Source organism: Stenotrophomonas sp. YJH_SMC_12-1, from assembly GCF_059370935.1.
This window is the reverse complement of the sequence record NZ_JCAFUD010000005.1, coordinates 274,145-300,695: the sequence shown is the minus strand read 5'-3', so window position 1 is coordinate 300,695 and position 26,551 is coordinate 274,145. Positions and strand designations below refer to the sequence as shown.

Sequence of the window (26,551 nt, the reverse complement as noted above, 5' to 3'; positions counted from 1 at the left end):
ACCGGGTAGAGTCGACGCACAGCCGGCCGTACGTTGCCGCGTTACAACGCTTCCAGGCTGCACCACGGCAATTCGGGCAGTCCCTGCCCGGCCACCGCCGCCGCCAGTTGCGCATCGGCGCCGTCGACGTCGATGCCCTGGCGCGCATACCACGACGGGTCGTAGTAGCTCTGTGCGTAGCGCTCGCCGCTGTCGCACAGGATGCTGACGATGCTGCCCTGATGGCCCGCCTCGCGCATCCACTGCGCCGCCTGCAGCACACCGATGAAGTTGGTGCCGGTGGAGCCACCGACACGGCGGCCCAGCTGGCGGCTGACATGGCGCATCGCGGCCAGGCTCAGCGCATCGGGCACCTTCACCATCGCATCGACACTGGTCGGGATGAAGCTCGCCTCTACCCGCGGCCGGCCGATGCCTTCCACGCGCGAGCCACCGCTGCAGGTCAGGCCGCGCCAGTCCTGCTCACCGGCCACGGCGGCTTTGTAGCCATCGAAGAACACCGACACTTCCGGGTCCGCACAGAGGATGCGGGTGTCATGCCGGCGATAGCTGACATAGCGCCCCAGCGTCGCTGCGGTACCGCCGGTACCGGGGCTGCACACGATCCATTCCGGAACCGGGCTGGGCTCCTCGGCCATCTGCTTGAAGATGGACTCGGCGATGTTGTTGTTGGCACGCCAGTCGGTGGCGCGCTCGGCATAGGTGAACTGGTCCATGAAGTGGCCGCCGGTTTCACGGGCCAGCTTTTCCGAATCACAGTTGAGGTCGCAGGCACGTTCGACCAGGTGGCAACGGCCGCCGTGGAACTCGATCGCGGCGATCTTTTCAGGCGAGGTGGAGGCCGGGATCACCGCAATGAACGGCAGGCCGAGCAGCCGCGCGAAATAGGCTTCGGACACGGCGGTCGAGCCGCTGGAGGCCTCGATCACCGGACGCCCTTCACCCAACCAGCCATTGGCCAGCGCATACAGGAACAGCGAGCGCGCCAGCCGGTGCTTCAGGCTGCCGGTGGGATGGCTCGACTCATCCTTCAGGTACAGGTCGATGCCCTCGAACCCTGGCAGCGCCAGCGGGATCAGGTGGGTATCGGCGGAACGGTTGAAATCAGCTTCGATCTTGCGGATGGCGGCAGCCACCCATTCACGCTGCGACATGGCGGACAATCGTTGTCAGGACGGAACGGTGCGATCCGGCCATTGTACGTCGCAGTGCCGTCAGGTGCTGGCCGGTAGAATGGCGCCATCCGGCCGGCAACGGCCCTGTCTGAAGGACCTCCCCCATGACCATTCCCGCCCTGCGCGATGTTCCCGGCGTCGCCGCCCAGGCCCCGGCCGAAACCACCGGCTTCGTGTTCAACCACACCATGCTGCGCGTGAAGGACATTGCCGCTTCGCTGGACTTCTATACCCGCGTGCTCGGCTACCAGCTGATCGACAAGCGCGACTTCCCCGAGGCCCAGTTCAGCCTGTACTTCCTGGCCTACGTGCCCGCTGGCGCCACGGTGCCGGAAGATGACAACGCCCGCCGCCTGTGGATGGCCGGGCTGCCGGGCGTACTGGAACTGACCCACAACCACGGCACCGAAACCCAGGACGGCGCGGTCTACCACGACGGCAACAGCGACCCGCGCGGCTTCGGCCACATCTGCGTGTCGGTGCCGGACATCGAGGCCGCCTGCCGGCGCTTCGAGGATCTGGGCGTGACCTTCCAGAAGCGCCTGACCGACGGCCGCATGAAGAACCTGGCTTTCATCAAGGACCCGGACGGCTACTGGGTTGAGATCATCGCCAACGTCTGACCCGAAAAGGGGACGGAGGGGATTAAGTCGTTTCTGGCATTATTGGGCTGGAAGCGACTTAATCCCCTCCGTCCCCTTTTTCTGCGAGGTTCGTATGGAAACGATGGAACTGCACCGCGGCCGCCTGATCGACCACATCCAGCTGGTAGTGCGCGACATGGCGGCCAGTCGCCGCTTCTACCAGGCGGTGTTCGATACGATCGGCATCCCGATCGCCGGTGAAGGCGATGACTACTTCTGGGCCGATGAGCTGTTCATTTCCAGCGCCAGCAGCACGGCCGCCGCCGGCCAGCTGACCGGCCGCCACCATCTGGCCTTCCAGGCCCGCGACAGCGCAACCGTCGATGCCTTCCATACCGCCGCGATCGCCGCCGGCGGCACCGACAACGGCGCGCCCGGTGAACGCCCTTACCACCCGGGCTACTACGGCGCGTTCGTGCTCGACCCGGATGGCAACAACATCGAAGTGGTCTACCACGGCCCAGCCAACTACAGCGCCGACTCGGTGAAGGTCACTTTCTGAATTCACCGATGCCGTGAACGAAGAAGCCGGGCAATGCCCGGCTTCTCTGCTTCCAGCGCTGCAGCCCTCAGTGGGCGGCCATGTAGATGTCCTGCAGCACGGCCTTTTCCAGCTCCAGCTCGCCCAGCAGGTTCTTCACGATGTCGCCCAGGCTGAGGATGCCGACCAGACGAGTGCCTTCGGTGACCATCAGATGACGGCGCCGCGAGTACGTCATCAGCGACATGGCCTGCTTCAGGGTGGCCTCCGGGGCGATGCCCTCCAGGCCGGTGGACGGCAGGCTGGAAATCACCCGGCGGCCGGCCTGCGGGCCGTCGTCGGCCAGGGTACGCACGATGTCCTTCTCGGAAATGATGCCGACCGGGGCATCGTCCTTCATCACCACCAGTGCAGCGATCCTGTTCGCGCTCATCTTGTGGGCGGCGGCACCAATGGTGTCTTCGGCATCGATGGTGATGACAGCTTCTTTCTTGGATTGCAGGAGTTCGCGGACGTTCATTCTTGTTTCCTGGTGCAGGTCACTGAAGTCAAAAAGTGTGCTCTTCCGATACGCCCCCTCCCCGGGAACAGACCTTTCAGCGCACGTCTGGCGCACCCGGCTGCCGCTTGGAATGGATCGGCAGACGACGTGCTGCAACGCGAACGAGGTGGGTTCAACCGCTCAACCCGGACCTCGGTCAAATCGATTCTACGACTGCGACCATCGGTCACTACCGGCATCGATAGGACAGTTCGTCGTGGGAACCAACCGACGATCCAGAGAATGGCACCGCGGCTGAAACCGCCGCTGAATACACGCGATGCCACGCGTTAAAGATTGATTGCCTGCTGCCGACGGTGGACAGAACACCCTGTGACTGTCCCACTTGCCGCTGCCACCGGCACAAACGAAAGGGGGCCACACGGCCCCCTTCGCTTGCAACCTCCAACCGAGCTGACGGGTGTTACTCCACCGTCACGCTCTTGGCCAGGTTGCGCGGCTTGTCCACGTCGGTGCCGCGCGCCAGCGCGGTGTGGTAGGCCAGCAACTGCACCGGAATGGTGTGCACGATCGGGCTGAGCACGCCGGCATGACGCGGCGTACGGATCACGTGCACGCCTTCGGACTCGTTGAAGTTGCTGTCCTGGTCGGCGAACACGAACAGTTCACCGCCACGCGCGCGCACTTCCTGCATGTTCGACTTCACCTTTTCCAGCAGGCTGTCGTTCGGCGCGATCACCACCACCGGCATGGCCTCGTCCACCAGCGCCAGCGGGCCATGCTTCAGCTCGCCCGCCGGGTAGGCCTCGGCGTGGATGTAGGAGATTTCCTTGAGCTTGAGCGCGCCTTCCAGCGCGATCGGGTAATGCAGGCCACGACCCAGGAACAGCGCGCTGCTCTTGCGTGCGAAACGCTCGGCCCACGCAGCGATCTGCGGCTCCATGTTCAATGCGTGCTGCACGCTGCCCGGCAGGAAGCGCAGCTGCTCAAGGTAGTCCGCTTCCTGCGCCGCGTCGATGCGGCCGTGCAGCTTGCCCAGCACCACGGTCAGCTGGAACAGTGCCGCCAGCTGGGTGGTGAAGGCCTTGGTCGAGGCCACGCCGATCTCGGCACCGGCACGGGTGTAGCACACCAGTTCGCTGGCGCGCGGGATCGCGCTTTCCGGCACGTTGCAGATCGACAGCGTGTGCTTGTGGCCCAGCGACTTGGCGTACTTCAGTGCTTCCATCGTGTCCAGCGTTTCGCCGGACTGGGAAATGGTCACGATCAGGTGCTTCGGATTCGCGTAGGCAGCGCGGTAACGGTACTCGCTGGCGATCTCCACGCTGCACGGCAGGCCGGCGATGGCCTCGACCCAGTAGCGTGCAGTCAGGCCGGCGTAGTAGCTGGTACCGCAGGCGATGATCTGCACGCCTTCGATGCCCGACAACACGGCTTCGGCGTTCTTGCCGAACAGCTCGGCCGGGAAACCACCGGCATCGATCGCCGCCTCGATGGTGTCGCCCAGCGCGCGCGGCTGCTCGTGGATTTCCTTCTGCATGAAGTGGCGGTACGGGCCCAGCTCCAGCGATGCCAGCGAGACATCCGACAGATGCACCTCACGCTCGACCGCCTGGTCATGCTCATCGAAGATGCGCACGCCATCGCGGCGGATTTCGGCGGTATCGCCTTCCTCCAGGAAAATCACTTTGCGGGTGGCCGAGATCACCGCCGAGACATCCGAAGCGACGAAGTTTTCGCCTTCGCCCAGGCCGATCAGCAGAGGGCAGCCCATGCGCGCGCAGACGAAGCGCTCCGGCTCGGCGCGGCTGACCACGGCCAGCGCGTAGGCGCCGGTCAGTTCCTTCACCGTGTGCTGCAGCGCCACCAGCAGGTCGTCGCCATCCTTCAGGTGGTGGTGGATCAGGTGTGCGATGACTTCCGTATCGGTCTGCGACTCGAAGGTGTAGCCCAGCGCGCGCAACTTCTCGCGCTGCTCTTCATGGTTCTCGATGATGCCGTTGTGCACCAGCGCCACGCCCTGGCTGATGTGCGGATGCGCGTTGGCCTCAGTGACACCGCCGTGGGTGGCCCAGCGGGTGTGGCCGATGCCCAGCACCGCATTGAAGCCCTCGGCCTCGGCCGCCGTGGCCATTTCCGACACTCGACCGGTACGGCGGACACGACGTACCTCGGGGCGCTCGGCGTGGTCGATCACCGCGATGCCCGAGGAGTCGTAACCACGGTACTCAAGCCGCTTCAGGCCCTCGATCAGTACCGGCACCACGTCGCGATCGGCGATTGCACCCACGATTCCACACATGTCACGCGTTTCCTTGAAGACGATCGGCGCATTCTAGCCCGCGTGTCCGGCTTCCCCCTCCTGTCCGCTTAATGAAAGTGTCCGGAAAGGTGTCCGCGGACACCCGGACACTTCATCGAACCTCCCAACTCATTGACCCGAAAGGAAATAGAGTTGGCACGCTACATGCTTGGTACTCACTACCACCGTCAGGCACGCACCCGATGATCCGCGACACTTCCGCACAGGACCAGATCGTTTCCTCCGCCCCGGCCGGCCGGCCCCGTGCAAACTGGCAGCGCTACCGCTGGCCTGCGCTGGGTGCCATCGCGCTGCTCGCTGGCATCGGCTGGGCAGTGCATGCCTGGTCCAATGCCAGCCGCTCCTTCGACAGCAGCCGCGTGCGCATCGCCGAAGTGAAACGTGGCGACCTGGTGCGCGACATCGCTGCCGACGGCCGCGTGATCGCCGCCAACAGCCCGGTCCTGTATGCCATCTCTGCGGGCACCGTGGACCTGAAGGTGGTCGCCGGTGACGTGGTGAAGAAGGGGCAGGAGCTGGCGGTCATCGACAGCCCCGAACTGCGCAGCAAGCTGGCCCAGGAACAGGCCACCCTGGCCGGCCTGGAGGCCGAGGCCAGCCGTGCCGCGCTGGACGCCACCCTGGCCCGCGCCAAGTCGCGCAAGGAAACCGACCAGGCCACCATCGAACGGCAGGCCGCCGACCGCGACCTGCAGCGCTACCAGCGCGGCTACGACGGCGGGGCGGTGCCGCAGATCGACCTGGCCAAGGCCAAGGACTCGCTGAAGAAAGCCGACATCACCCTGGCCAACGCCACCACCGATGCCCGCCTGCAGAGCCAGGGCGCGGACCTGGATGCCCGCAACAAGCGCCTGCTGGCCGATCGCCAGAAGGCGGTGGTGGCCGAAGTACAGCGCCAGGTCGATGCGCTGACGCTGCGTGCCCCGTTCGATGGCCAGGTCGGCCAGGTGCAGGCGGTGCAGTCCACCAACCTGGCCGCCAATGCCCCGGTGCTGGGCGTGGTCGACCTGTCCAAGTTCGAAGTCGAGATCAAGGTGCCGGAGAGCTTCGCCCGCGACCTGGCGATCGGCATGCCCGCACAGCTGACCGGCGGCAACGGCCAGCCCTTCCCGGGCGAGATCAGCGCGGTGTCGCCGGAAGTGGTCAACGGTGAGGTCAACGCGCGCGTGCGCTTTGCCAGCGCGCAGCCCGAAGGCCTGCGCCAGAGCCAACGGATGTCAGTGCGCGTGCTGCTCGATACCCGCAAGAACGTGCTGAAGGTCGAGCGTGGCCCGTTCGTCGAACAGGGCAACGGCATGGCCTACGTGATGGATGGCCGCACCGCCGTGCGCCGTCCGGTGGAACTGGGCGTCAGCAGCCTGGGCGAAGTGGAAATCAAGTCGGGTGTGCAGCCGGGCGACCGCATCGTGGTCTCCGGCAGCGACCTGTTCAAGGACGCCGAACGCGTCTCCGTCAACTGATACCTGATACCTGAATCCTGGAGAGAGGACACCCCATGTACATGCTCGAAATGCGTTCGGTCGCCAAGGTCTTCCGCACCGAACAGGTGGAAACCCACGCACTGCGCTCGCTGGAACTGCAGGTCAAGGAAGGTGAGTTCGTCGCGGTCACCGGCCCGTCCGGCTCCGGCAAGACCACCTTTCTCAACATCGCCGGCCTGCTGGAAACCTTCACCAGCGGTACCTACATGCTGGACGGCCAGGACGTGAGCACGCTGGGCGACGACGCCCGCAGCCGCCTGCGCAACCAGAAGATCGGCTTCATCTTCCAGGGCTTCAACCTGATCCCCGACCTGAACCTGTTCGACAACGTCGACGTTCCGCTGCGCTATCGCAGGATGAGCGCCAACGAGCGCCGCGAACGCATCGAGAAGGCACTGACCCAGGTCGGCCTGGGCTCGCGCATGAAGCACTATCCGAATGAACTGTCGGGTGGCCAGCAGCAGCGCGCGGCCATCGCGCGTGCGCTGGCCGGCAGCCCGCGCCTGCTGCTGGCCGACGAACCGACCGGCAATCTGGATACGCAGATGGCCCGGGGCGTGATGGAGCTGCTGGAGGAGATCAACGCCGCCGGCACCACCATCGTGATGGTCACCCACGACCCGGAACTGGCCGCGCGTGCGCAGCGCAACGTGCACATCGTCGATGGCCAGGTGACCGACCTGGTGCGCGAGCCGGTGCTGGCCACGCCGTTGCGCCACATCGTCGCCGTCAACGAGTGAGGGCCCGACCATGTTCGCCTACTACGCCCGATTGGCGGCGCGCAGTTTCCGCCGCAACAAGGTCCTGACCGCGCTGATGGTGATCGCCATAGCGCTCGGCATCGGCGCCTCGATGACCACGTTGACCGTATTCCACGTGCTGTCCGGCGACCCGATTCCGGGCAAGAGTGACCGGCTGTTCTATGTGCAGGTCGATCCGCGCCCGCGCGGCGGCTATACCCCGGGTGAGGAGCCTGAGGAACAGATGACACGGCGCGACGCCGAGACCCTGCTGCGCGAGAAGCGCGGCATCCGCCAGGCGATGATGAGTGCGGGCGGAGGCACGGTGGAACCGGAGCTCAGCACGCTCAAGCCATTCTCGGTGGATACGCGCTGGACGTCGGCCGATTTCTTCCCGATGTTCGACGTACCGATGCAGTACGGGCGTGCCTGGAGCAGCAGCGATGATGACAATCGCAGCCGCGTGGTGGTGCTGTCGAAAGCGATCAACGACAAGCTGTTCCAGGGTGCTGACAGCACCGGTCGCGAGATCCGCCTGAGTGGCCATTCACTGCGGGTGATCGGCGTGATGAAGAAGTGGAATCCCGAACCCCACTTCTTCGATCTGACCACCGGCAACTACGGCAAGGATGAAGACCTGCTGGTGCCGTTCTCCACTGCGATGGACCTGGAGTTCGGCAGCAACGGCAACATGAACTGCTTCGGCGAGAATCCGGATGGCAGCAGCAACTCGATCAGCGCGCCCTGCAGCTGGATCCAGTACTGGGTGGAGCTGGACCCGGCCAAGGTCGAGGACTACCGCAACTACCTGGTCAACTACTCGGACCAGCAGCGCGCGGCGGGCCGTTTCGAGCGCCCCACCAACGTGCGTCTGCGCCCGGTGATGGAGTGGTTGACGTTCAAGAACGCCGTGCCCAGCGACGTGCGCCTGCAGATGTGGCTGGCACTGGGCTTTCTCGGCGTCTGCCTGGTCAACACCGTGGGCCTGCTGCTGGCGAAGTTCCTGCGCCGCAGTGGCGAGATCGGTGTGCGCCGCGCCCTCGGTGCCAGCCGTGGGCAGATCTTCCTGCAATGCCTGGTTGAAGCCGGTGCGATCGGCGTTGCCGGCGGCGTGCTCGGCATCGGCCTGGCCCTGCTCGGCCTGTATGCGGTGCGCCAGCAACCCGTGGACTACGCGAGCCTGGCCCACCTGGACGGCAGCATGCTGCTGCTGGCCATTGGCCTGACCCTGTTCGCCAGCCTCGCCGCTGGTTTCCTGCCCGCCTGGCGCGCGATGCAGGTTACCCCGGCCATCCAGCTCAAGTCGCAGTAAGCACGAGTACGAGGACCTCCCATGGATATCCGCCCCATCCTCAGCACCCTGCGCCGGCACAAGACAGCCGCCGCCCTGATCGTGCTGGAAGTCGCCCTGACCTGCGCCATCGTCTGCAATGCCCTGTTCCTGGTCACCCAGCGCGTTGAACGGATCAGCCAGACCAGCGGCCTGGCCGAGAACGAGCTGGTGTTCGTCCGGGTCAGCGGCATCGGCAAGCAGACCAATGGCCAGGCCCGCACCCAGGAGGACCTGTCCGCCCTGCGCGCCGTTCCCGGGGTCACCGCCGCCGCGAAGGTCAACCAGCTGCCGTTCCGCCCGAACTCCTCCAATACCAGCGTTTCGCTGAAGCAGGAACAGGAACGTCCGACCGCCTTCGTCACCATGTACATGTTCGGCGAAGGTGGACTGTCCACGCTTGGACTGCAGCTGACCGCCGGCCGCGACTTCCAGCCCGGTGAATACAGCAACGTCGAGGATGCACAGAAGAACGCCTCCACCAATACCGCCTCCTCGGTGATCATCAGCCGCACGCTCGCCGACAGGCTGTACCCCGGCGAGAACGCACTGGGCAAGACGTTCTACATGGGCAAGCAGCCACTGCACGTGGTGGGTATTGTCGCGTCATTGGCCACGCCCACCGATTACAACAACAACACCACGCTGTCGATGGTGCTGCCTGTGCGGACCGATTTCACCCAGGGCCCGTACGTCCTGCGCACCGCTCCGGAACGGCGCGAGGAAGTACTCAAGGGCGCGATCGCCGCGCTTGAACGCAACGACCCCAACCGGCTGGTGCGCGAGAAGCTGACCTATGAGGCGCAGCGCAATGACTACTTCAAGAACGACAGGGCCATGGTCGGGCTGCTGATCACGGTGTGCATCTCGCTGCTGGTGGTCACCGCACTGGGCATCATCGGCCTGGCCAGCTTCTGGGTGCAGCAGCGCAGCAAGCAGATTGGTATCCGTCGCGCGCTCGGCGCGACGCGTGGGCAGATCCTGCGCTACTTCCAGACCGAGAACTTCCTGCTGGCCACGCTGGGCATCGTGCTAGGCATGCTGGCCGCCTATGCGATCAACCTGGCACTGATGAACATGTACGAGCTGCCGCGCATGCCGCTGCACTACCTGCCGCTGGGCGCACTGCTGCTGTGGGTGCTTGGCCAGATCGCGGTGTTCGGGCCGGCCCGGCGCGCGGCAGCGGTACCGCCTGCGGTTGCCACGCGGGGCGCATGAGATGCGTATCCGCTGGATGCTGATGATGATGCTCCTGCCACTGCCGGCACTGGCCGGCGGTGGCAGCTCGCAGACACTGGAGTGGCGCCAGGACGATGCGCGCCTGGCATTGCGTTCGAGCGAAGGCCAGGTGCGCGTGGAAGCCGCCGGCCCGGAAGCCCGCTTCGGCGTGCGCAGCGGCGATCGCATCCTGCGGGTGGATGACACCACCGTACGCAGGATCGAGCATCTTGCCGAGGCCCTGCGGCGTTCAAGCGCCGCCAGGGCCTATCTCCTGCTGCAGCGCGACAGGCAGGAACTGACGGTCGCGGTGGACGCCGCTGCCTGGCGCAGGGCGCTGGTCGCTCCGCCTCCGCCAGCACCGCCACCGCCGCCGCCCCGGCGCTGAGCCCGCCGCCCCGACGGCCACAGGTTTGGCTATGCTTGATGGGTGGCGTCGGGCTCTCCCGGTGCGTGGACACGAACGGCTCCATCGGCGCCGCCCATCCCTTTCTGCAGAACCGCTTGATGCCTGCGATCCTGATCATCGACGACAACGCCAGCGTGGGTACTGCGCTGGACGTGCTGTTCTCCCTGCACGACATCGACACCCTGCAGGCGCACACGCCCGCCGATGGGCTGGCCCTGCTCGAGTCGCAGCCGGTCGATCTGGTGATCCAGGACATGAACTTCAGCGAGGACACCACCTCCGGTGAGGAGGGCGAAGCGTTGTTCGCGCAGATCCGTGCGCGCCATCCGGACCTGCCGGTGATCCTGCTGACCGCCTGGACCCACCTGAGCAGTGCAGTGGACCTGGTCAAGGCCGGTGCGGCCGACTACCTGGCCAAGCCCTGGGACGACCGCAAGCTGATGACCACGGTCAACAACCTGCTGGAACTGTCCGAGGCACGCCGCGAACTGGACCGGCGCCGCAGCCGTGAACTGCACCAGCGCAACGCGCTGGAAGAGAAGTACGACCTGTGCGGCGCGGTCTTCGCCGACCCCGCCAGCGAGCGCGTCATCGCCCTCGCCTGCCAGGTCGCACGCTCGGAACTGCCGGTACTGATCACCGGCGCGAATGGTGCCGGCAAGGAGAAGATCGCGCAGATCATCCAGGCCAATTCGCTGGTGGCCAAGGGCCCGTTCGTGGCGGTCAACTGTGGCGCGTTGCCCTCGGAACTGATCGAAGCCGAACTGTTCGGTGCCGAGGCCGGTGCGTATACCGGCGCCAACAAGGCGCGCGAAGGCAAGTTCGAGGCCGCCGATGGTGGCACCCTGTTCCTGGATGAGATCGGCAACCTGTCGCTCGGCGGGCAGATGAAGCTGCTGCGCGTGCTGGAAACCGGCCGCTTCGAGCGCCTGGGTTCCAACCGCGAGCGCCAGGTCAAGGTCCGCGTGGTCAGCGCGACCAATGCCGACCTGCCGGCGATGATCCGCGACGGTACCTTCCGCGAAGATCTCTATTACCGCCTCAACACGGTGGAACTGGTGCTGCCGCCGCTGGCCGACCGCCCGGGCGACATCGTGCCGCTGGCCGAGCGATTCCTGACCGCTGGCAAGCCGCTGTCCAGCGCCGCCACCGCAGCACTGCAGCGGCACCCCTGGCCAGGCAACGTGCGCGAGCTGCGCAACGTGATCCAGCGTGCCGAACTGCTGGCCACCGGCAACCGCATCGAAGTGGCCGATCTCAACCTGCCGCGCGCAGCCGTCGTACCACGACCGGCACCCAGCGCAGGCAATGATCCCGACCGCGCACGCATCGAGGATGTGCTGGCACGCAACCATGGCGTCATCGCCCAGGCTGCCGCCGAGCTCGGCCTGAGCCGCCAGGCGCTGTACCGGCGCATGGACCGCCACGGTATTCCACGCGAATGAAGCGGCGCTCGTTCACTTTCCGCCTGTTCCTGCGCCTGCTGCCGGTGCTGGCACTGGCTGCGGCACTTCCGTGGCTGCTGGCCTACTGGATGGACCATGGCTGGGTGGTGACCACGGTGTCGGCGCTGATCCTGCTGTCGCTGATGTGGTGGACGCTGCGTCGGGCCACCGCCCCGGTGCGGTCACTGATGCGGGCCCTGGCGGGCACCACCAGCAGCTATCGCGACGGCGAATACAACTTCGGCGTGCACTGGCCCGGCAATGACGAGCTCGGCGACCTGGTGCAGGCACACCGGGAACTGGGTGATGTACTGCGTGAGCAGCGGCAGCGCCTGGTGCAACGTGAGCTGCTGCTGGACACCATGGTGCAGAACACGCCGGTTGCGATGCTGTTGATCGCCTCCGGCGGTGATGGCATCGCCCGCGTGGTGTTCTCCAACCTGGCCGCGCGCAAGCTGCTGCACGGCGGCTGGAAGCTGGAAGGCCAACGCCTGGAAGACGTGCTGGAACAGGTGCCGGTGGAACTGCGCGATGCCATCGCCCGTGGCGGTGACAGCCTGTTCGCGGTGCACGCCGAAGGCGAGGATGGTGACGAGGACGACGAGCAGGTCTACCACCTCTCGCGGCGTGCGTTCCAGCTCAACGGCCGCCCACACGACCTGCTGCTGGTGCGCCTGTTGACCGCCGAACTGCGCCGCCAGGAAGTGCAGACCTGGAAGAAGGTGATCCGGGTAATCAGCCACGAGCTCAACAACTCACTGGCGCCGATTGCTTCGCTCGCCCATTCCGGCGGCGTGCTGGTGCAGCGTGAACGCTTTGACCGGCTGCCCGAGATCTTCACCACCATCGAGGACCGCGCACGCCACCTGGAAGGCTTCATCCGTGGCTATGCGCGCTTTGCCAAGCTGCCACAGCCGCAGCTGCAGACCGTGCACTGGGCGCCGTTCCTGTCCAGCCTGCGCCAGCAGATCCCGTTCGGCATGGAACGTGAGCCGGACGAGGAGCTGAGCAGCCGCATCGACATCGCGCAGTTCGGGCAGGCGTTGTTGAACCTGCTGAAGAATGCGCACGAAGCCTGCGCTGAAGCCGAGCCGCCCAACGACGATGTGCAGGTACAGCTGACCCGGCTGCCGCAGTGGCTGCGCCTGGACGTGCTTGACCGCGGCAAGGGCATGAACGAGCAGGTGCTGCAGAACGCACTGATGCCGTTCTATTCGACCAAGCGCAATGGCACCGGGCTGGGGCTGGCGCTGACGCGGGAGATCGTGGAGGCCCACGGCGGACGGGTGTCACTGCAGAACCGCGGCGATGGCGGGTTGTGCGTGTCGATCCTGCTGCCGGTGGGTTGAGCGGACCGATCGGGTAGATCCACGCGATGCGTGGATATGCCGACCGAGGTCGGCACCTACCAGGCCTGCCGCATCGCCACGCGTAGATGCATCGGAAACCCCAGCGCGGCCTCTTCGGCCATCACCGCCTGCAGCCCTGCACCCCACTCCGCCTCCGGTACGGCGACGAACCCTTCACTGGCATAGAAGGCCGCATTCCACGGCACGTCGGACAACGTGGTCAGCACGGCCGAGCGATAGCCCGCCGCCCGGGCCTGTACCAATGCATGGCGCAACAACGTGCGCCCATGACCTTGCCGCGCGTGTGCAGGATCCACATCCATCTGCAGCACGTGGAACTCACCTGCCAGTTCGCCGGCAAGCAGATAGCCGGCGATGCCACCGTCTGCCGCATCCACCACCCACAGCTGCCCGCGTTCAAGGCCATCCTGTAGTGTCGGCAGGTCCAGGCCATACCCGGCGAACACCGGATAGGCCTCATGGCCCCTCAACACCTCGCCGGCGCGCTGCTCGATGCCGGGCAGCACACCGAGTTCATCGGCGCGGGGAATGCGGGGCTCAGGACTTCTTGAGCGGGCGCTTCCAGCCATCGATGGTTTCCTGTCGGACACGCGCCAGTGTCAGCTTGCCGTCCGGCGCGTTGCGAGTGATGACCGAACCGGCGGCAATGGTCGCGCCGTCGCCAATGGTCACCGGTGCCACCAGCGAGCTGTTGGAGCCGATGAACGCGTTGTCGCCAATGGTGGTGGTCGACTTGTTCACGCCATCGTAGTTGCAGGTGATGGTGCCAGCGCCGATGTTCACCTTGCTGCCGATCACCGCATCGCCCAGGTAGGTGAGGTGATTGGCCTTGCTACCGACACCCAGCGTGACCTTCTTGGTCTCGACGAAGTTGCCGACGTGCACGCCATCGGCCAGCACGGTGCCCGGTCGCAGGCGCGCGAATGGGCCGATCTGCGCGGCGCCCTCGGTAACCACGCCCTCCAGATCGCAGTGCGCACGCACTTCGGTGCCCGGCCCAAGGTTGACGTCCTTCAAACGGTTGAACGGACCGACGGTGACGCCGTCGCCGAGCACGATGTTGCCTTCCAGCACCACGTCGACATCGATCAGCACGTCGCTGCCGACGGTGACGGTGCCTCGGATGTCGAGCCGTGCGGGGTCGCGCACGCGCGCGCCCTGCGCGCACAGCGAACGCACCGCGCGACGCTGCCAGGCACGCTCCAGCTGCGACAGCTGCCACGGATCATTCGCGCCCTCAGCCTCCTGTGCATCGGCGACCAGCGCCATCTCGGCCGGGGTGTACTCCTGCGCGGCGAAGGCGAACACGTCGGTGAGGTAGTACTCGCCCTGCGCGTTGCTGTTGGACAGCTGCGACAGCCAGCGGCGCAGCGCGGTCGATTCCGCGGTGATGATGCCGGTGTTGATGATGCGTACGCGCAACTGCTCGTCGCTGGCATCCTTCTGCTCGACGATCGCACCCACCTTGCCCTCGGCATCGCGCAGCACGCGCCCATAGCCGGTCGGGTCATCCACCTCGGCCACCAGCACCGCCAGCCGACCCGGCTGCGCGAGCAGGTCACGCAGGGTCTGCGCACGAATCAGCGGTACGTCGCCGTACAGCACCAGTACCTGCGCGGCATCGGGCACCTGCGGCATCGCCTGCGCGACGGCGTGGCCGGTGCCGAGCTGCTGCGCCTGTTCAGCCCATTGCAGGTCCTGCTGGCCGGCGAAGCACTGGCGCACGGCTTCGCCGCCGTGGCCATGGACCACATGGATTGCCGCCGGCTGGAGCTCACGGGCCGCATCGATCACGTGCGCCAGCATCGGCTGGCCCGCGATCGGCTGCAGCACCTTCGGCAGCACCGACTTCATGCGCTTGCCAGCGCCGGCGGCGAGGATGATGACGTGCAGGGGTTGGGTCATAGGAACGGCAGTCCGTGGATCGTTGCCGGTGATTCTAGAGCGTGCGCCGTTAACATGGGCATCCCTCCCCCCTTCGCCATGCCGATGAGCCTCATCCGCCAGGGAAGCGCCTACCTCGTCATCGGGCTCGTGCAGCTGCTGCTCGACTGGCTCGTGTTCGTGGTCACCACCGCGCTCGGCATGCCCGTGGCGCCAGCCAACGTCGCCGGGCGCCTGGCCGGCATGCTGCTGGGCTTCTGGCTCAACGGCCGCTACACCTTTGCCGAGGCCGGCACCCGCAAGCTGGGATGGAAGCGATTTGCACGCTTCTTCGGCCTATGGCTGCTGCTCACCGTGGCGAGCACATTGCTGGTGAGCCTGGTGGACCACGCGCTGGGCCTGCAGTACACCTGGCTGGCCAAACCGCTGGTGGAAGGCGCGTTGGCGTGTGTGTCGTTCCTGCTGATGCGATACGTGGTGTATCGCTGAGACGGCACCAGGATCGGGATCGGGATCGGGATCGGGATCGGGATCGGGATCGGGACTGGTAGAGTCGACTGTTAGTCGACTAACGCGCGCAGCGCGGGATTTTCGCGGCCTGAACGTAGAGCAGTCGACTAACAGTCGACTCTACCCAGTCGACTCTACCCCGCCACCCGAACAAAAACGCCGGCACAGGGCCGGCGTTTTCGTGGATGCAGCGCGGAACCTCAGTGCTTGAGGGTCTTGCGCAGGCGTTCCAGGGCCTGCAGCTGGACGACGGCTTCGGCCAGCTTCTGCTGGGCTTCGGCCACTTCCATGGCTTCACCGCGGTTGGCCAGGATGCGCTCGGCTTCTTCCTTGGCCTTGCGGACCGAGGCTTCGTCGATGTCCTGCGCGCGGATCGCGGTGTCGGCCAGCACGGTCACCACCTGCGGCTGCACTTCCAGGATGCCGCCGGAAATGGCGAAATCCAGCTGCTCGCCATTCGGCGTGGTCACCACCACCTTGCCCGGCTTCAGGCGGGTGATCAGCGGCGCGTGCTTGGGCGCGATGCCCAGTTCGCCCAGCTCACCGGTGGCCACGACCAGGGTCGCTTCGCCACGGAAGATTTCCTGCTCGGCGCTGACGATGTCGCAACGGATCGTGCTCATGCAAATCTCTTCGCTGTTCGCGGCGGCGCAATGCCACCGTGGGAGTCCACCGGCGCGGGCGGTTGCCCGGCGCCGGCGTCAGGTCGGGCAGGATCGCTCCCGCCCGCCCCGGATCAGGCCTTCTCGGCCATCTTCTTGGCCTTCTCGACCGCTTCTTCGATGCCGCCGACCATGTAGAACGCCTGCTCCGGCAGGTGGTCGTACTCGCCATCGACGATGGCCTTGAAGCCACGGATGGTGTCCTTCAGCGGCACGTACTTGCCCGGCGAACCGGTGAACACTTCGGCCACGTGGAACGGCTGGCTGAAGAAGCGCTCGATCTTACGGGCGCGCGACACGGCCTGCTTGTCCTCTTCGGACAGTTCGTCCATGCCCAGGATCGCGATGATGTCCTTCAGTTCCTTGTACTTCTGCAGGGTCTGCTGGACGCGCTGGGCGGTGTCGTAGTGCTCGTGGCCGATGACCAGCGGGTCCATCTGGCGGCTGGTGGAATCCAGCGGATCGACGGCCGGGTAGATACCCAGCGAGGCGATCGAACGCGACAGGGTGACGGTCGAGTCCAGGTGGGCGAAGGTGGTTGCCGGCGACGGGTCGGTCAGGTCGTCCGCGGGAACGTAGACGGCCTGGATCGAGGTGATCGAACCGTTCTTGGTCGAGGTGATGCGCTCCTGCAGGACGCCCATTTCCTCGGCCAGGGTCGGCTGGTAACCCACGGCGGACGGCATGCGGCCCAGCAGTGCCGACACTTCGGTACCGGCCAGGGTGTAGCGGTAGATGTTGTCGACGAACAGCAGGACGTCCTTGCCCTTGCCGTTTTCGTCCTTCTCGTCGCGGAAGTACTCGGCCATGGTCAGGCCGGTCAGGGCGACGCGCAGACGGTTGCCCGGCGGCTCGTTCATCTGGCCGTACACCATCGCCACCTTGTCGAGGACGTTGGAGTCCTTCATTTCGTGGTAGAAGTCGTTGCCCTCACGGGTACGCTCACCCACGCCGGCGAACACGGACAGACCGCTGTGCGCCTTGGCGATGTTGTTGATCAGTTCCATCATGTTGACGGTCTTGCCGACGCCGGCGCCGCCGAACAGGCCGACCTTGCCGCCCTTGGCGAACGGGCACATCAGGTCGATGACCTTGATGCCGGTTTCCAGCAGTTCGGTGGCCGGGGACTGGTCTTCGTACGACGGGGCCGCACGGTGGATTTCCCAGCTGTCGCTGGCGGCCACCGGGCCGGCTTCGTCGATCGGACGGCCGAGCACGTCCATGATGCGGCCCAGGGTGCCGGCGCCGACCGGCACCGAGATGCCACGGCCGGTGTTGACGGCAACCAGGTTGCGCTTCAGGCCGTCGGTGGAACCGAGGGCGATGGTACGCACCACGCCGTCGCCCAGCTGCTGCTGGACTTCGAGGGTGATCTCGGTGTTTTCCACCTTCAGTGCGTCGTACACCTTCGGCACCGATTCACGCGGGAATTCGACGTCGACGACCGCGCCGATGATCTGAACGATCTTGCCCTGACTCATTGCTGCATCCTCTAATGTGTGCTTTGAACGAACGCGGTCAGACTGCTGCCGCGCCGCCGACGATTTCGGAGATTTCCTGGGTGATCGCTGCCTGGCGCGCCTTGTTGTAGACGAGCTGCAGGGTGCCGATCAGCTTGTTGGCGTTGTCGCTCGCCGCCTTCATCGCAACCATGCGTGCCGCATGCTCGGAGGCGACGTTTTCCAGCAGTGCCTGGTACACCAGCGACTCGATGTAACGCGTCATCACGTGCTCGAGCACGGTCGCGGCATCGGGTTCGTACAGGTAGTCCCAGTCGTGGTGAGCGACCTGCTTCTCAGCCGGCGGCAGCGGCAGCAGCTGATCGAAGCTGGCCTTCTGCACCATGGTGTTCACGAAGCGGTTGTAGACCAGGTACACGCGGTCGATCTTGCCTTCGGTGAAGGCGTCGAGCATGACCTTGATCACACCGATCAGCGATTCCAGCTTCGGCACGTCGCCGATGTGGGTCACGCTGCCGACCATGTTGACCTTCACGCGGCGGAAGAAGGTCGAAGCCTTCTGGCCAATGGTCACCAGGTCCACTTCCGCACCCTTGTCCTGCCATGCCTTGGCTTCGCCCAGCATCTTGCGGAACAGGTTGTTGTTCAGGCCGCCAGCCAGGCCGCGATCGGAGGAGATCACGATGAAGCCGACCCGCTTGACCTGCTCACGCTCGACCAGGAACGGATGCTGGTAGTCGGTGCTGGCCTGGGCCAGGTGACCGATCACCTGCTTCATCGCCTGCGCGTACGGACGCGAGGTCTTCATCCGATCCTGCGCCTTGCGGATCTTGGAGGCCGAGACCATTTCCAGGGCGCGCGTCACCTTGCGGGTGTTCTGCACGCTCTTGATCTTGGTTTTGATTTCGCGTCCGCTTGCCATCTCTTGTTTCCCGTGGCGCGGGGCTGCTGCCCCGCGTTGTTCAACCGTTTGTCATCTGGTCCAGCGGAGCCAGCGGCTCCGCTCTACAGGACCGCGATTACCAGCTGCCGGTGGTCTTGAACTCGGCGATGCCCTTCTTGAAGGCACCTTCGATGTCGTTGTCCCAACCGCCGGTGGCGTTGACCTTGCTGACCAGCTCGCCCTGGGTGTTGGCGAAGTGGGCGTGCAGGCCTTCTTCGAACGCCAGCAGCTTGTTGACCGGCACGTCGTCGAGGTAACCCTCGTTGACGGCGTAGATCGACAGTGCCTGGTTGGCGATCGACATCGGCGCGTACTGCTTCTGCTTCATCAGCTCGGTGACGCGCTGGCCACGCTCCAGCTGCTTGCGGGTCGCTTCGTCCAGGTCCGAGGCGAACTGCGCGAACGCAGCCAGCTCGCGGTACTGGGCCAGCGAGATACGGATGCCGCCGGACAGCTTCTTGATGATCTTGGTCTGGGCCGAGCCACCGACGCGCGACACCGAGATACCGGCGTTCACGGCCGGGCGGATGCCGGCGTTGAACAGATCGGTTTCCAGGAAGATCTGGCCGTCGGTGATCGAGATCACGTTGGTCGGAACGAAGGCGGACACGTCGCCGGCCTGGGTTTCGATGATCGGCAGCGCGGTCAGCGAACCGGTCTTGCCGGTGACCTTGCCTTCGGTGAACTTCTCGACGTATTCCTCGGACACGCGGGCAGCGCGCTCGAGCAGACGGGAGTGCAGGTAGAACACGTCACCCGGGTAGGCTTCACGGCCCGGCGGGCGCTTCAGCAGCAGCGAGATCTGGCGGTAGGCGACAGCCTGCTTGGACAGATCGTCGTACACGATCAGCGCGTCTTCGCCGCGGTCCATGAAGTACTCACCCATGGTGCAGCCCGAGTAGGCGCTGATGTACTGCATGGCAGCCGATTCGGAAGCGGTCGCGGCCACCACGATGGTGTGGGCCAGCGCGCCGTTCTCTTCCAGCTTGCGCACGATGTTGGCGATGGTCGAAGCCTTCTGGCCGATCGCAACGTACACGCACTTGATGCCTGTGCCCTTCTGGTTGATCACGGCATCGATCGCCATCGCGGTCTTGCCGGTCTGGCGGTCACCGATGATCAGCTCGCGCTGGCCACGGCCGATCGGGATCATCGAGTCGACCGACTTGTAGCCGGTCTGCACCGGCTGGTCGACCGACTTGCGCCAGATCACGCCCGGCGCAACACGCTCCACCGGAGCGGTCAGGTCGGTGCCCAGCGGGCCCTTGCCGTCGATCGGCTCGCCCAGCGCGTTCACGACGCGGCCCAGCAGTTCCGGACCGACCGGCACTTCCAGGATGCGGCCGGTGGTCTTGGCGACGTCGCCTTCGCGCAGGTGCTCGTAGTCACCCAGCACCACGGCGCCGACCGAGTCGCGCTCCAGGTTCAGGGCCAGTGCGAAGGTGTTGTTCGGCAGTTCGATCATTTCGCCCTGCATCACGTCGGCCAGACCGAAGATGCGCACGATGCCGTCGGACACGCTGGTCACGGTGCCTTCGTTGCGCGATTCCGCGGCCAGCTTGACCTTCTCGATGCGGTTCTTGATCAGTTCGCTGATTTCGGAGGGGTTGAGCGTGGTTGCCATCGTCAAGTCCTAGTGCCGGCAGCGGGGCCGGACGTTAAATGAATTCAGTTAGCGAGCGCGGTCTGCAGACGGGCCAGCTTGCCCTTCAGCGAACCATCGATGACCACGTCGCCGGCGTCGATCACGGCGCCGCCGATCAGCGAGGCATCGACCGCGGTGGTCACGTCGACCTCGCGGTTGAAGCGCTTGCGCAGCGCGACCTTGATCGCGTCCAGCTCGCCGGCCGACAGTTCGGCGGCCGAGGTGACCGTGGCCTTGACCACGTGCTCAGCTTCGGCGCGCAGGGCGTCGAACATGCCGGAAATCTCCGGCAGCAGCGGCAGACGATGCGATTCGGCCAGGATGGCCAAGAAGCGCGAGTAGGTCTCGCCGTGGGACACCGGCGCCAGCAGGGCGACGGCGTCGTCACGACCCAGCTCCGGGTTGGCGAGCAGGGCCGCCACGCGCGGGTCGGCGGCGACGTGGGCGGAGAACGCCAGGGCGTCCGACCACGGCGCGAACGCGCCTTCGTCGCGCGCGGTCGCGAACGCGGCGCGGGCGTACGGGCGGGCAAGCGTGAGGGCCTGGCTCATCCTTAGATCTCCGAGGCCAGCTCGTCGAGCAGCGCCTTGTGGGCGTTGGCGTCGATTTCGCGCTTGAGCAGCTTTTCGGCACCGGTCACGGCCAGCGCGGACACCTGCTTGCGCAGATCTTCACGGGCACGGTTGGCGGCGGCGTCGATTTCAGCCTGGGCCAGTTCCTTCTGACGGGTGGCTTCGGTGATCGCTTCGTTACGGGCAGCATCAACGATCTGGTTGGCACGCGCGTGGGCCTGATCGATGATCTCGTTGGCCTTGGTGCGTGCTTCCTTCAGCGCTTCGTTGACCTTCTCCTGCGCCTGGGCCAGATCTTTCTGGCTGCGGTCGGCAGCAGCGAGGCCTTCAGCAATCTTCTGCTGGCGCTCTTCGATCGCGTTCATCAGCGGCGGCCAGATCTTGGTCGCGATGATCCAGATCAGACCAGCGAAGGCCAGCGCCTGCGCAAGAAGGGTGAAATTGATATTCATGGTTAGCTCGATCGCTGGTTTCGGGGTGGACGCGCCGCCGTAGCGGCACATCCGGCCTTCATCCGAAACCGGGTGCATAAGCACCCGGTCGTCTCAAACCGCTGTATCAGCCGGCCAGAGCCTTGGTGACGGCGCCAGCGAAGGCAGCCGACAGCGGGTTGGCGAAGGCCAGCAGCAGGCCAACGGCGACCGAGATGATGAACGCGGCGTCGATCAGGCCGGCGGTGATGAACATGCGGACCTGCAGGACCGGGATCAGTTCCGGCTGGCGGGCGGCCGACTCCAGGAACTTACCAGCCATGATGGCCAGACCCAGACCGGCGCCCAGCGCGGCCAGGCCGATCATGATGCCGACGGCAAGGGCGGTGGAGCTCTGAATCTGCGCGAAGTTGGTCAGGACGGCGAAGTACATGGTTATCTCCAGGAACTTAAGTTGCTAAGGGTGATGAAACGGATGAAGGTTGAAACGCGTTGAAGCTTGAAACTCAGTGAGCGTCTTCCGACAGGCTCAGGTACACGATCGACAGCATCATGAAGATGAAGGCCTGCAGCGGGATCACCAGCAGGTGGAACAGCATCCAGCCGAGGCCGAACACACCACCGGCAATGGCACCGAAGAAACCGGCACCACCCAGCACCCAGATCAGCAGGAACACGATTTCGCCGCCGAACATGTTGCCGAACAGTCGCATCGCCAGCGAGATCGGCTTGCTCAGCCACTCGACGATGTTGAGGATCAGGTTGAACGGCATCATCCACTTGCCGAACGGGGCCGTCAGGAATTCCTTGATGAAGCCGCCCAGGCCCTTGGACTTGAGCGCGAAGAACAGCATCAGGAAGAACACGCTGATGGCCATGCCCAGGGTGGCATTGACGTCAGCGGTCGGCACCGGCTTCCAGTAGTGCACGCCCGCCCATTCCAGCGGCTTGGCGATGAAATCGGCCGGGATCATCTTCAGCAGATTCATCAGCAGAATCCAGAAGAAGATGGTGATGGCGATCGGCGTGACCAGCTTGCTCTTGCCGTGGTAGGTGTCCTTGGCCTGGCGGTCGACGAACTCCAGGCAGATTTCAACGAAGGCCTGCCACTTGCCCGGCACGCCGGCGGTGGCCTTGCGGGTGCCCAGCCAGAACGCGACAACGATCACCAGGCCCATCAGGACCGCGGTGAGGAAGGTATCGACGTGGATATGCCAGAACATACCCTCACCCTTGCCGACCGGCGCGGTCAGGTTGTGCAGGTGATGCTGGATGTAGCTGGTAGGGGTTAGAGCCTCGCCCGCCATGTGTCCGGAACCTTCAGTTAATTGAATTCTGTCAACGCCTGGCCATCGCCAGGACCTGGAACATCAAGCCGACGGCGATACCGGCCAACAGCGCCAATGCAGGCAGCTTGAAGACCAGGAACCCCACCAGCAGGACGCCGAAAACCACAACCCACTTGGCCACGATCGCAATGATCAGGCGAGCCATCGCCGATCCTGCGGCCAGTGCCCCACCGCCCAGTGCCATCCGTGCCGCCACCCAGCCACCGGCCGAAATGGCCACACCGGACGCCAGCGCGCCGAGGGCGTATTTCGGACCTACCAGCAGGAAGGCCAGGGCCAGGACAGCCACTGCGGCCAGCGGGTAGACCGCGGCGCGCAGCATCAGTCGCCGACCCGCATCAACGGAGTTCAGCACAGGACGTCCCGCGTGGTTGCAAGTGGAGGGCTGAGGCGGCTACAGCAGGGGGGCCTCATCGAGCCGCCAAATTATAGCAATGGGACAATTTGCGAGACAACCGCTCCCTGTTCATCCCTGGAAGCCGCAAGTTGCGGTAACGGTTACATTTTTGCGTGCCACCAGGGGGACAATGACGTCCGCACCATGTTGCGACGCACTATTGAACTTTGGTCGCAGGCTGCGGAACTTTCGTCAGACATGCCGGTCCGATCATTCGACCTGCCTGCAGCATCCTCGTCGGCTCCGCCCCCGCAGGTCCCACGATGGCCCCGAAGCCCGGCTCCGGGGCCATCTTTTTGCATCGTCGCGACAGCACTGAACCGTACACATGCCATGGACCATACGTTCACGCATGGTGGACGGGCCTGTCCGGCACAGTGGCCTTCATTCTGATGAACCACTGCAAGGACTCTTCGATGCGCCCCGTACCCACCCTGCTCGCCCTCTCCCTGCTCGCTGCCGGCGCCTCGTTCGCCAATGCGGCCCACGCCGCCGAAGGCGATGACCGCTTTGCCATCCGTCTGGGTGCGATGAACATCGATTCGGACAACACCCTCCGCGGCAGCACCACCGTGGCCGGCCAGGACATCTCCCTGAACCAGGACTTCAAGCTGGGTGGCAAGGAATGGGAGCCGCGCATCGACGGCATGTTCCGCATCAGCAACCGTCAGCGCCTCCTGTTCAACTACTTCAAGTACGACAAGGACCGCCGCGAAACCCTCGACCAGGGCATTTCCTTCGGCGGTGAGAACGTGCCGGCCGGCAGCTTCGTGAAGGGTGAGCTGAAGTACCAGGTGGCCAGCCTGGTCTATGACTACTCGGTGGTTGATACCGACACCTTCGACCTCGGCCTGCAGATCGGTGGCGAATACGCCAAGGTCAGCACCAAGGGCTACGCCGACCTGGGCACGGTGTACGAAGGCCAGTTCCTCGACGAGAAGGCCGATGGCGTGGCACCTGTGGTGGGCGCCCGCATGACCTTCACGCCGTCCGAGCGCTGGATGATCACGCTGCAGGGCCAGTACCTCAACACGCGCTGGGGCAGCTTCGATGACTACAAGGGCGACCTGAGCCGCGCCAATGCCATCGTCGATTACCGCTTCACCAAGAACTTCGGCGTGTTCGCCGGCTACGACTGGTTCAAGCTGGACGTGGACAAGAAGGGCAGCGACGGTACTGTCGGCCTGAAGCAGGAATTCAAGGGCCCGGTGGCCGGTATCAGCTTCGTGTTCTGATCCCCCGCCCCTTCCACGGCACTCTCTCTCCTGGCGCGGCCTCCGGAACATCGGGGCCGCGTTTTTTGTGGCATCGTCGAGCAGAGAAGCAGGTTGGTCGAGCGCGGGGGGAGAGGGGCTTGCGTGCGAATGTCCCCCGGCGCCGGCCTACGGCCGACGCCTCCTCCTTTACTTCGCACACAAGCCCCTCTCCCCCCGCGTGTCAGGAATCCGGGCGGCTTTGGCACTGGCTCTGACTATCCGCAAGCCGAGCCACTGCGCGGGTGGCGGGCGTTTCGACAAAGTAAAGGAGGAGGCGACCGCCACAGGCGGGCGACGGGGGACATTTGTCGAAATGCCTGCCACCCGCGCGGCGGCCCCACCCTTCGCTGCAGCACTGATCGAAGAAAAAAGCCCCAGCAGATGCCGGGGCTTTTCGTTCGGAACGGCGCGGGCGCCTTACTTCTTCTTCGGCATGTACAGATCGGTGATCGTGCCGTCGTAGATTTCCGAGGCCATCGCCACCGACTCGCTCAGCGTCGGATGGGCATGGATGGTGTGGCCGATGTCTTCGGCTTCCGCACCCATCTCGATGGCCAGGCCGATCTCGGCCAGCAGGTCACCGGCGTGCACGCCGACGATCGCACCGCCGATGATGCGGTGGGTTTCTTCGTCGAAGATCAGCTTGGTGAAGCCCTCGGTGCGGCCGATGCCGATCGCGCGGCCACTGGCGGCCCACGGGAACTTGGCCACGCCGACCTTCAGGCCCTTGGCCTTGGCTTCGGTCTCGGTCACACCGACCCAGGCGATTTCCGGGTTGGTATAGGCCACCGACGGAATCACGCGGGCCACCCATTCCTTCTTGTGCCCAGCAGCCACTTCGGCGGCCAGCTTGCCTTCGTGCGTGGCCTTGTGGGCCAGCATCGGGTTGCCGACGATGTCGCCGATGGCAAAGATGTGCGGCACGTTGGTGCGCATCTGGCGGTCGACCGGGATGAAGCCACGGTCGGTGACCTGCACGCCGGCCTTCTCGGCATCGATCTTCCTGCCGTTCGGCGAGCGGCCCACGGCCACCAGCACGCGGTCGAAGGTGCCCTGCGCCAGCGCAGGCGCCTGCCCTTCCTCGGCGGCGTCGAAGGTGACGGTGATGCCCTTGGCATCGGCGGTGACGCCCGAGGCCTTGGTCTTCAGGTGCACTTCGATGCCCTGCTTCTTCAGGCGGTCGGCCAGCGGCTTGACCAGGTCCTTGTCGGCGCCCGGCATCAGCTGGTCCATGAACTCGACCACGGTGACCTTGCTGCCCAGCGCGCTGTACACGGTGGCCATTTCCAGGCCGATGATGCCGCCGCCGACGACCAGCAGCGAGCCCGGCACTTCGGCCAGCTCCAGCGCGTCGGTGGAATCCATCACGCGCTTGTCGTCCCACGGGAAGTTCGGCAGCTTCACCGCCTGCGAACCGGCGGCGATGATGCACTTCTGGAAGCGCAGCAGCTGGGTGCTGCCGTCAGCAGCGGTGATTTCCAGCTCGTTGGCCGAGATGAACTTGCCGACGCCCTGCACGTTGCGGACCTTGCGCTGCTTGGCCATGCCGGCCAGGCCCTTGGTCAGCTGGTTGACGACCTTTTCCTTGTACTGGCGCAGCTTGTCCAGGGTGATGGTCGGCTTGCCGAACTCGACGCCGAAATCACCGGCATGGGCCACTTCGTCGATGACCGCTGCGGCGTGCAGCAGCGCCTTGGACGGAATGCAACCCACGTTGAGGCAGACGCCGCCGAGGCTGGCGTAGCGTTCGACCAGCACCGTATCCAGTCCGACGTCGGCAGCGCGGAAGGCGGCGGTGTAGCCGCCCGGGCCCGAGCCCAGCACGACCATCTCGCATTCGATGTCGGCCGGCTTGCCGCTGGACAGCGCCGGCTTCGGCGCAGCCGGTTCGGCCGGGGCGCGGTGCGACGGGGTCACCGGCGGCTTGCTGGCCGGAGCGGCTGCAGCCGGAGCCGGCGCAGCGGCCTTGGCCGGGGCTTCGGCGGCGCCTTCAGCGTCCAGCACCACGACCACGGCGCCTTCGGACAGGGTGTCGCCCAGCTTGACCTTGATTTCCTTGACCACGCCGGCAGCCGAGGACGGCACTTCCAGGGTGGCCTTGTCCGATTCCAGGGTCACCAGACCCTGGTCCTTCTTCACCGTGTCGCCGACGGCGACCAACACTTCGATCACCGGCACATCGCTGTAATCGCCGATGTCGGGAACCTTGACTTCAATCGTGGCCATGGTGGGTTTTCCTCGTGCCCGCCCGGCATGGCCGGTGGGCTGTCACTGCATCTGTTCACGCGGCCGCGCCAGGGGCTGCGGCCGCACGGTGGGGGCGA

Annotated in this window: 26 protein-coding genes; 11 read left to right on the top strand and 15 right to left on the bottom strand. The window is 65.4% G+C overall.

The genetic code is table 11. From position 1 onward, the window contains the following. Window positions 1-41: 41 nt before the first annotated feature. Window positions 42-1,154: a PLP-dependent cysteine synthase family protein gene (locus AC5P8Y_RS11670; RefSeq protein ID WP_049433165.1), complete on the bottom strand. Its 1,113-nt coding sequence runs from the start codon at window positions 1,152-1,154 to the stop codon at window positions 42-44. Window positions 1,155-1,279: 125 nt separating this feature from the next. Here AC5P8Y_RS11670 and gloA point away from each other — a divergent pair, with 125 nt between their 5' ends. Continuing rightward, window positions 1,280-1,798, top strand: a complete 519-nt coding sequence (gloA, locus tag AC5P8Y_RS11665) for a lactoylglutathione lyase (RefSeq protein WP_043035640.1) — start codon at window positions 1,280-1,282, stop codon at window positions 1,796-1,798. A 94-nt stretch (window positions 1,799-1,892) separates the two neighbouring features. Then, on the top strand, window positions 1,893-2,321 hold the full coding sequence (locus AC5P8Y_RS11660; RefSeq protein ID WP_049404090.1) for a VOC family protein: 429 nt from the start codon (window positions 1,893-1,895) through the stop codon (window positions 2,319-2,321). A 67-nt stretch (window positions 2,322-2,388) separates the two neighbouring features. Here AC5P8Y_RS11660 and AC5P8Y_RS11655 read toward each other — a convergent pair whose 3' ends face one another. Next, a complete protein-coding gene (locus AC5P8Y_RS11655) occupies window positions 2,389-2,820 on the bottom strand; it encodes a CBS domain-containing protein (RefSeq protein WP_005411115.1) in 432 nt (143 codons plus the stop codon). A gap of 445 nt (window positions 2,821-3,265) precedes the next feature. Beyond that, the gene (gene glmS, locus AC5P8Y_RS11650; RefSeq protein ID WP_111188526.1) at window positions 3,266-5,104 is read right to left on the bottom strand and encodes a glutamine--fructose-6-phosphate transaminase (isomerizing); all 1,839 of its coding nucleotides are present in this window, start codon (window positions 5,102-5,104) and stop codon (window positions 3,266-3,268) included. A gap of 203 nt (window positions 5,105-5,307) precedes the next feature. Between glmS and AC5P8Y_RS11645 the strand changes: the two genes are divergently transcribed. The 7 genes from AC5P8Y_RS11645 (at window position 5,308) to AC5P8Y_RS11615 (ending at window position 13,097) form a co-directional block, all read left to right on the top strand. After that, window positions 5,308-6,585: an efflux RND transporter periplasmic adaptor subunit gene (locus AC5P8Y_RS11645; protein WP_049404093.1), complete on the top strand. Its 1,278-nt coding sequence runs from the start codon at window positions 5,308-5,310 to the stop codon at window positions 6,583-6,585. A 35-nt stretch (window positions 6,586-6,620) separates the two neighbouring features. Beyond that, window positions 6,621-7,346 carry an ABC transporter ATP-binding protein gene (locus tag AC5P8Y_RS11640; protein ID WP_005411118.1) on the top strand — a complete coding sequence of 242 codons (726 nt, stop codon included), beginning with the start codon at window positions 6,621-6,623 and terminating at the stop codon, window positions 7,344-7,346. Between the two features lie 10 nt (window positions 7,347-7,356). Next, window positions 7,357-8,658, top strand: a complete 1,302-nt coding sequence (locus AC5P8Y_RS11635) for an ABC transporter permease (protein WP_111188527.1) — start codon at window positions 7,357-7,359, stop codon at window positions 8,656-8,658. A gap of 21 nt (window positions 8,659-8,679) precedes the next feature. After that, window positions 8,680-9,894: an ABC transporter permease gene (locus tag AC5P8Y_RS11630; RefSeq protein ID WP_053495318.1), complete on the top strand. Its 1,215-nt coding sequence runs from the start codon at window positions 8,680-8,682 to the stop codon at window positions 9,892-9,894. 16 nt (window positions 9,895-9,910) lie between these two features. After that, window positions 9,911-10,282 (top strand): PDZ domain-containing protein, encoded by a 372-nt coding sequence (locus AC5P8Y_RS11625; protein WP_014648487.1) that lies wholly within the window; start codon window positions 9,911-9,913, stop codon window positions 10,280-10,282. Between the two features lie 119 nt (window positions 10,283-10,401). Further along, window positions 10,402-11,748: a sigma-54-dependent transcriptional regulator gene (locus AC5P8Y_RS11620; protein WP_049433173.1), complete on the top strand. Its 1,347-nt coding sequence runs from the start codon at window positions 10,402-10,404 to the stop codon at window positions 11,746-11,748. Further along, entirely contained in the window at window positions 11,745-13,097 is a 1,353-nt protein-coding gene (locus AC5P8Y_RS11615) for a sensor histidine kinase (RefSeq protein ID WP_164133213.1), read from the top strand. Before AC5P8Y_RS11620 ends, AC5P8Y_RS11615 begins: the two co-directional genes overlap by 4 nt. Before the next feature lie 56 nt (window positions 13,098-13,153). On the opposite strand, the gene AC5P8Y_RS11610 is transcribed toward AC5P8Y_RS11615, so the two are convergent. Both AC5P8Y_RS11610 and glmU read right to left on the bottom strand, forming a co-directional pair. After that, complete coding sequence (locus AC5P8Y_RS11610; RefSeq protein ID WP_049433160.1) at window positions 13,154-13,687, bottom strand: GNAT family N-acetyltransferase; 534 nt, start codon at window positions 13,685-13,687, stop codon at window positions 13,154-13,156. Next, entirely contained in the window at window positions 13,656-15,023 is a 1,368-nt protein-coding gene (glmU, locus tag AC5P8Y_RS11605) for a bifunctional UDP-N-acetylglucosamine diphosphorylase/glucosamine-1-phosphate N-acetyltransferase GlmU (RefSeq protein WP_049433159.1), read from the bottom strand. Before glmU ends, AC5P8Y_RS11610 begins: the two co-directional genes overlap by 32 nt. 84 nt (window positions 15,024-15,107) lie before the next feature. Here glmU and AC5P8Y_RS11600 point away from each other — a divergent pair, with 84 nt between their 5' ends. Beyond that, entirely contained in the window at window positions 15,108-15,491 is a 384-nt protein-coding gene (locus AC5P8Y_RS11600; protein WP_111188528.1) for a GtrA family protein, read from the top strand. Between the two features lie 221 nt (window positions 15,492-15,712). On the opposite strand, the gene AC5P8Y_RS11595 is transcribed toward AC5P8Y_RS11600, so the two are convergent. The 9 genes from AC5P8Y_RS11595 to AC5P8Y_RS11555 all read right to left on the bottom strand — a co-directional run bounded on the left by AC5P8Y_RS11595 (window position 15,713) and on the right by AC5P8Y_RS11555 (window position 22,929). Next, the gene (locus AC5P8Y_RS11595; RefSeq protein WP_005411127.1) at window positions 15,713-16,135 is read right to left on the bottom strand and encodes a F0F1 ATP synthase subunit epsilon; all 423 of its coding nucleotides are present in this window, start codon (window positions 16,133-16,135) and stop codon (window positions 15,713-15,715) included. A 113-nt stretch (window positions 16,136-16,248) separates the two neighbouring features. Next, complete coding sequence (gene atpD, locus AC5P8Y_RS11590; protein WP_005411128.1) at window positions 16,249-17,655, bottom strand: F0F1 ATP synthase subunit beta; 1,407 nt, start codon at window positions 17,653-17,655, stop codon at window positions 16,249-16,251. Window positions 17,656-17,692: 37 nt separating this feature from the next. Beyond that, window positions 17,693-18,556: a F0F1 ATP synthase subunit gamma gene (gene atpG / locus AC5P8Y_RS11585; RefSeq protein WP_005411129.1), complete on the bottom strand. Its 864-nt coding sequence runs from the start codon at window positions 18,554-18,556 to the stop codon at window positions 17,693-17,695. Window positions 18,557-18,653: 97 nt separating this feature from the next. Further along, window positions 18,654-20,201, bottom strand: a complete 1,548-nt coding sequence (gene atpA, locus AC5P8Y_RS11580) for a F0F1 ATP synthase subunit alpha (protein ID WP_005411130.1) — start codon at window positions 20,199-20,201, stop codon at window positions 18,654-18,656. A gap of 44 nt (window positions 20,202-20,245) precedes the next feature. Further along, the gene (locus AC5P8Y_RS11575; RefSeq protein WP_005411131.1) at window positions 20,246-20,773 is read right to left on the bottom strand and encodes a F0F1 ATP synthase subunit delta; all 528 of its coding nucleotides are present in this window, start codon (window positions 20,771-20,773) and stop codon (window positions 20,246-20,248) included. Between the two features lie 2 nt (window positions 20,774-20,775). Continuing rightward, window positions 20,776-21,246 carry a F0F1 ATP synthase subunit B gene (locus AC5P8Y_RS11570; protein ID WP_005419512.1) on the bottom strand — a complete coding sequence of 157 codons (471 nt, stop codon included), beginning with the start codon at window positions 21,244-21,246 and terminating at the stop codon, window positions 20,776-20,778. A 106-nt stretch (window positions 21,247-21,352) separates the two neighbouring features. Continuing rightward, a complete protein-coding gene (atpE, locus tag AC5P8Y_RS11565) occupies window positions 21,353-21,658 on the bottom strand; it encodes a F0F1 ATP synthase subunit C (protein WP_005411133.1) in 306 nt (101 codons plus the stop codon). Window positions 21,659-21,731: 73 nt separating this feature from the next. Continuing rightward, complete coding sequence (gene atpB / locus AC5P8Y_RS11560) at window positions 21,732-22,532, bottom strand: F0F1 ATP synthase subunit A (protein WP_005411134.1); 801 nt, start codon at window positions 22,530-22,532, stop codon at window positions 21,732-21,734. Window positions 22,533-22,563: 31 nt separating this feature from the next. Then, window positions 22,564-22,929, bottom strand: coding sequence for a hypothetical protein (locus AC5P8Y_RS11555; RefSeq protein ID WP_006394654.1), 366 nt, complete (start codon window positions 22,927-22,929; stop codon window positions 22,564-22,566). 458 nt (window positions 22,930-23,387) lie between these two features. Here AC5P8Y_RS11555 and AC5P8Y_RS11550 point away from each other — a divergent pair, with 458 nt between their 5' ends. Further along, window positions 23,388-24,206 (top strand): hypothetical protein, encoded by an 819-nt coding sequence (locus tag AC5P8Y_RS11550; RefSeq protein WP_032967007.1) that lies wholly within the window; start codon window positions 23,388-23,390, stop codon window positions 24,204-24,206. Window positions 24,207-24,644: 438 nt separating this feature from the next. Here AC5P8Y_RS11550 and lpdA read toward each other — a convergent pair whose 3' ends face one another. Further along, on the bottom strand, window positions 24,645-26,453 hold the full coding sequence (gene lpdA, locus AC5P8Y_RS11545) for a dihydrolipoyl dehydrogenase (RefSeq protein WP_033833955.1): 1,809 nt from the start codon (window positions 26,451-26,453) through the stop codon (window positions 24,645-24,647). Window positions 26,454-26,551 lie beyond the last annotated feature (98 nt).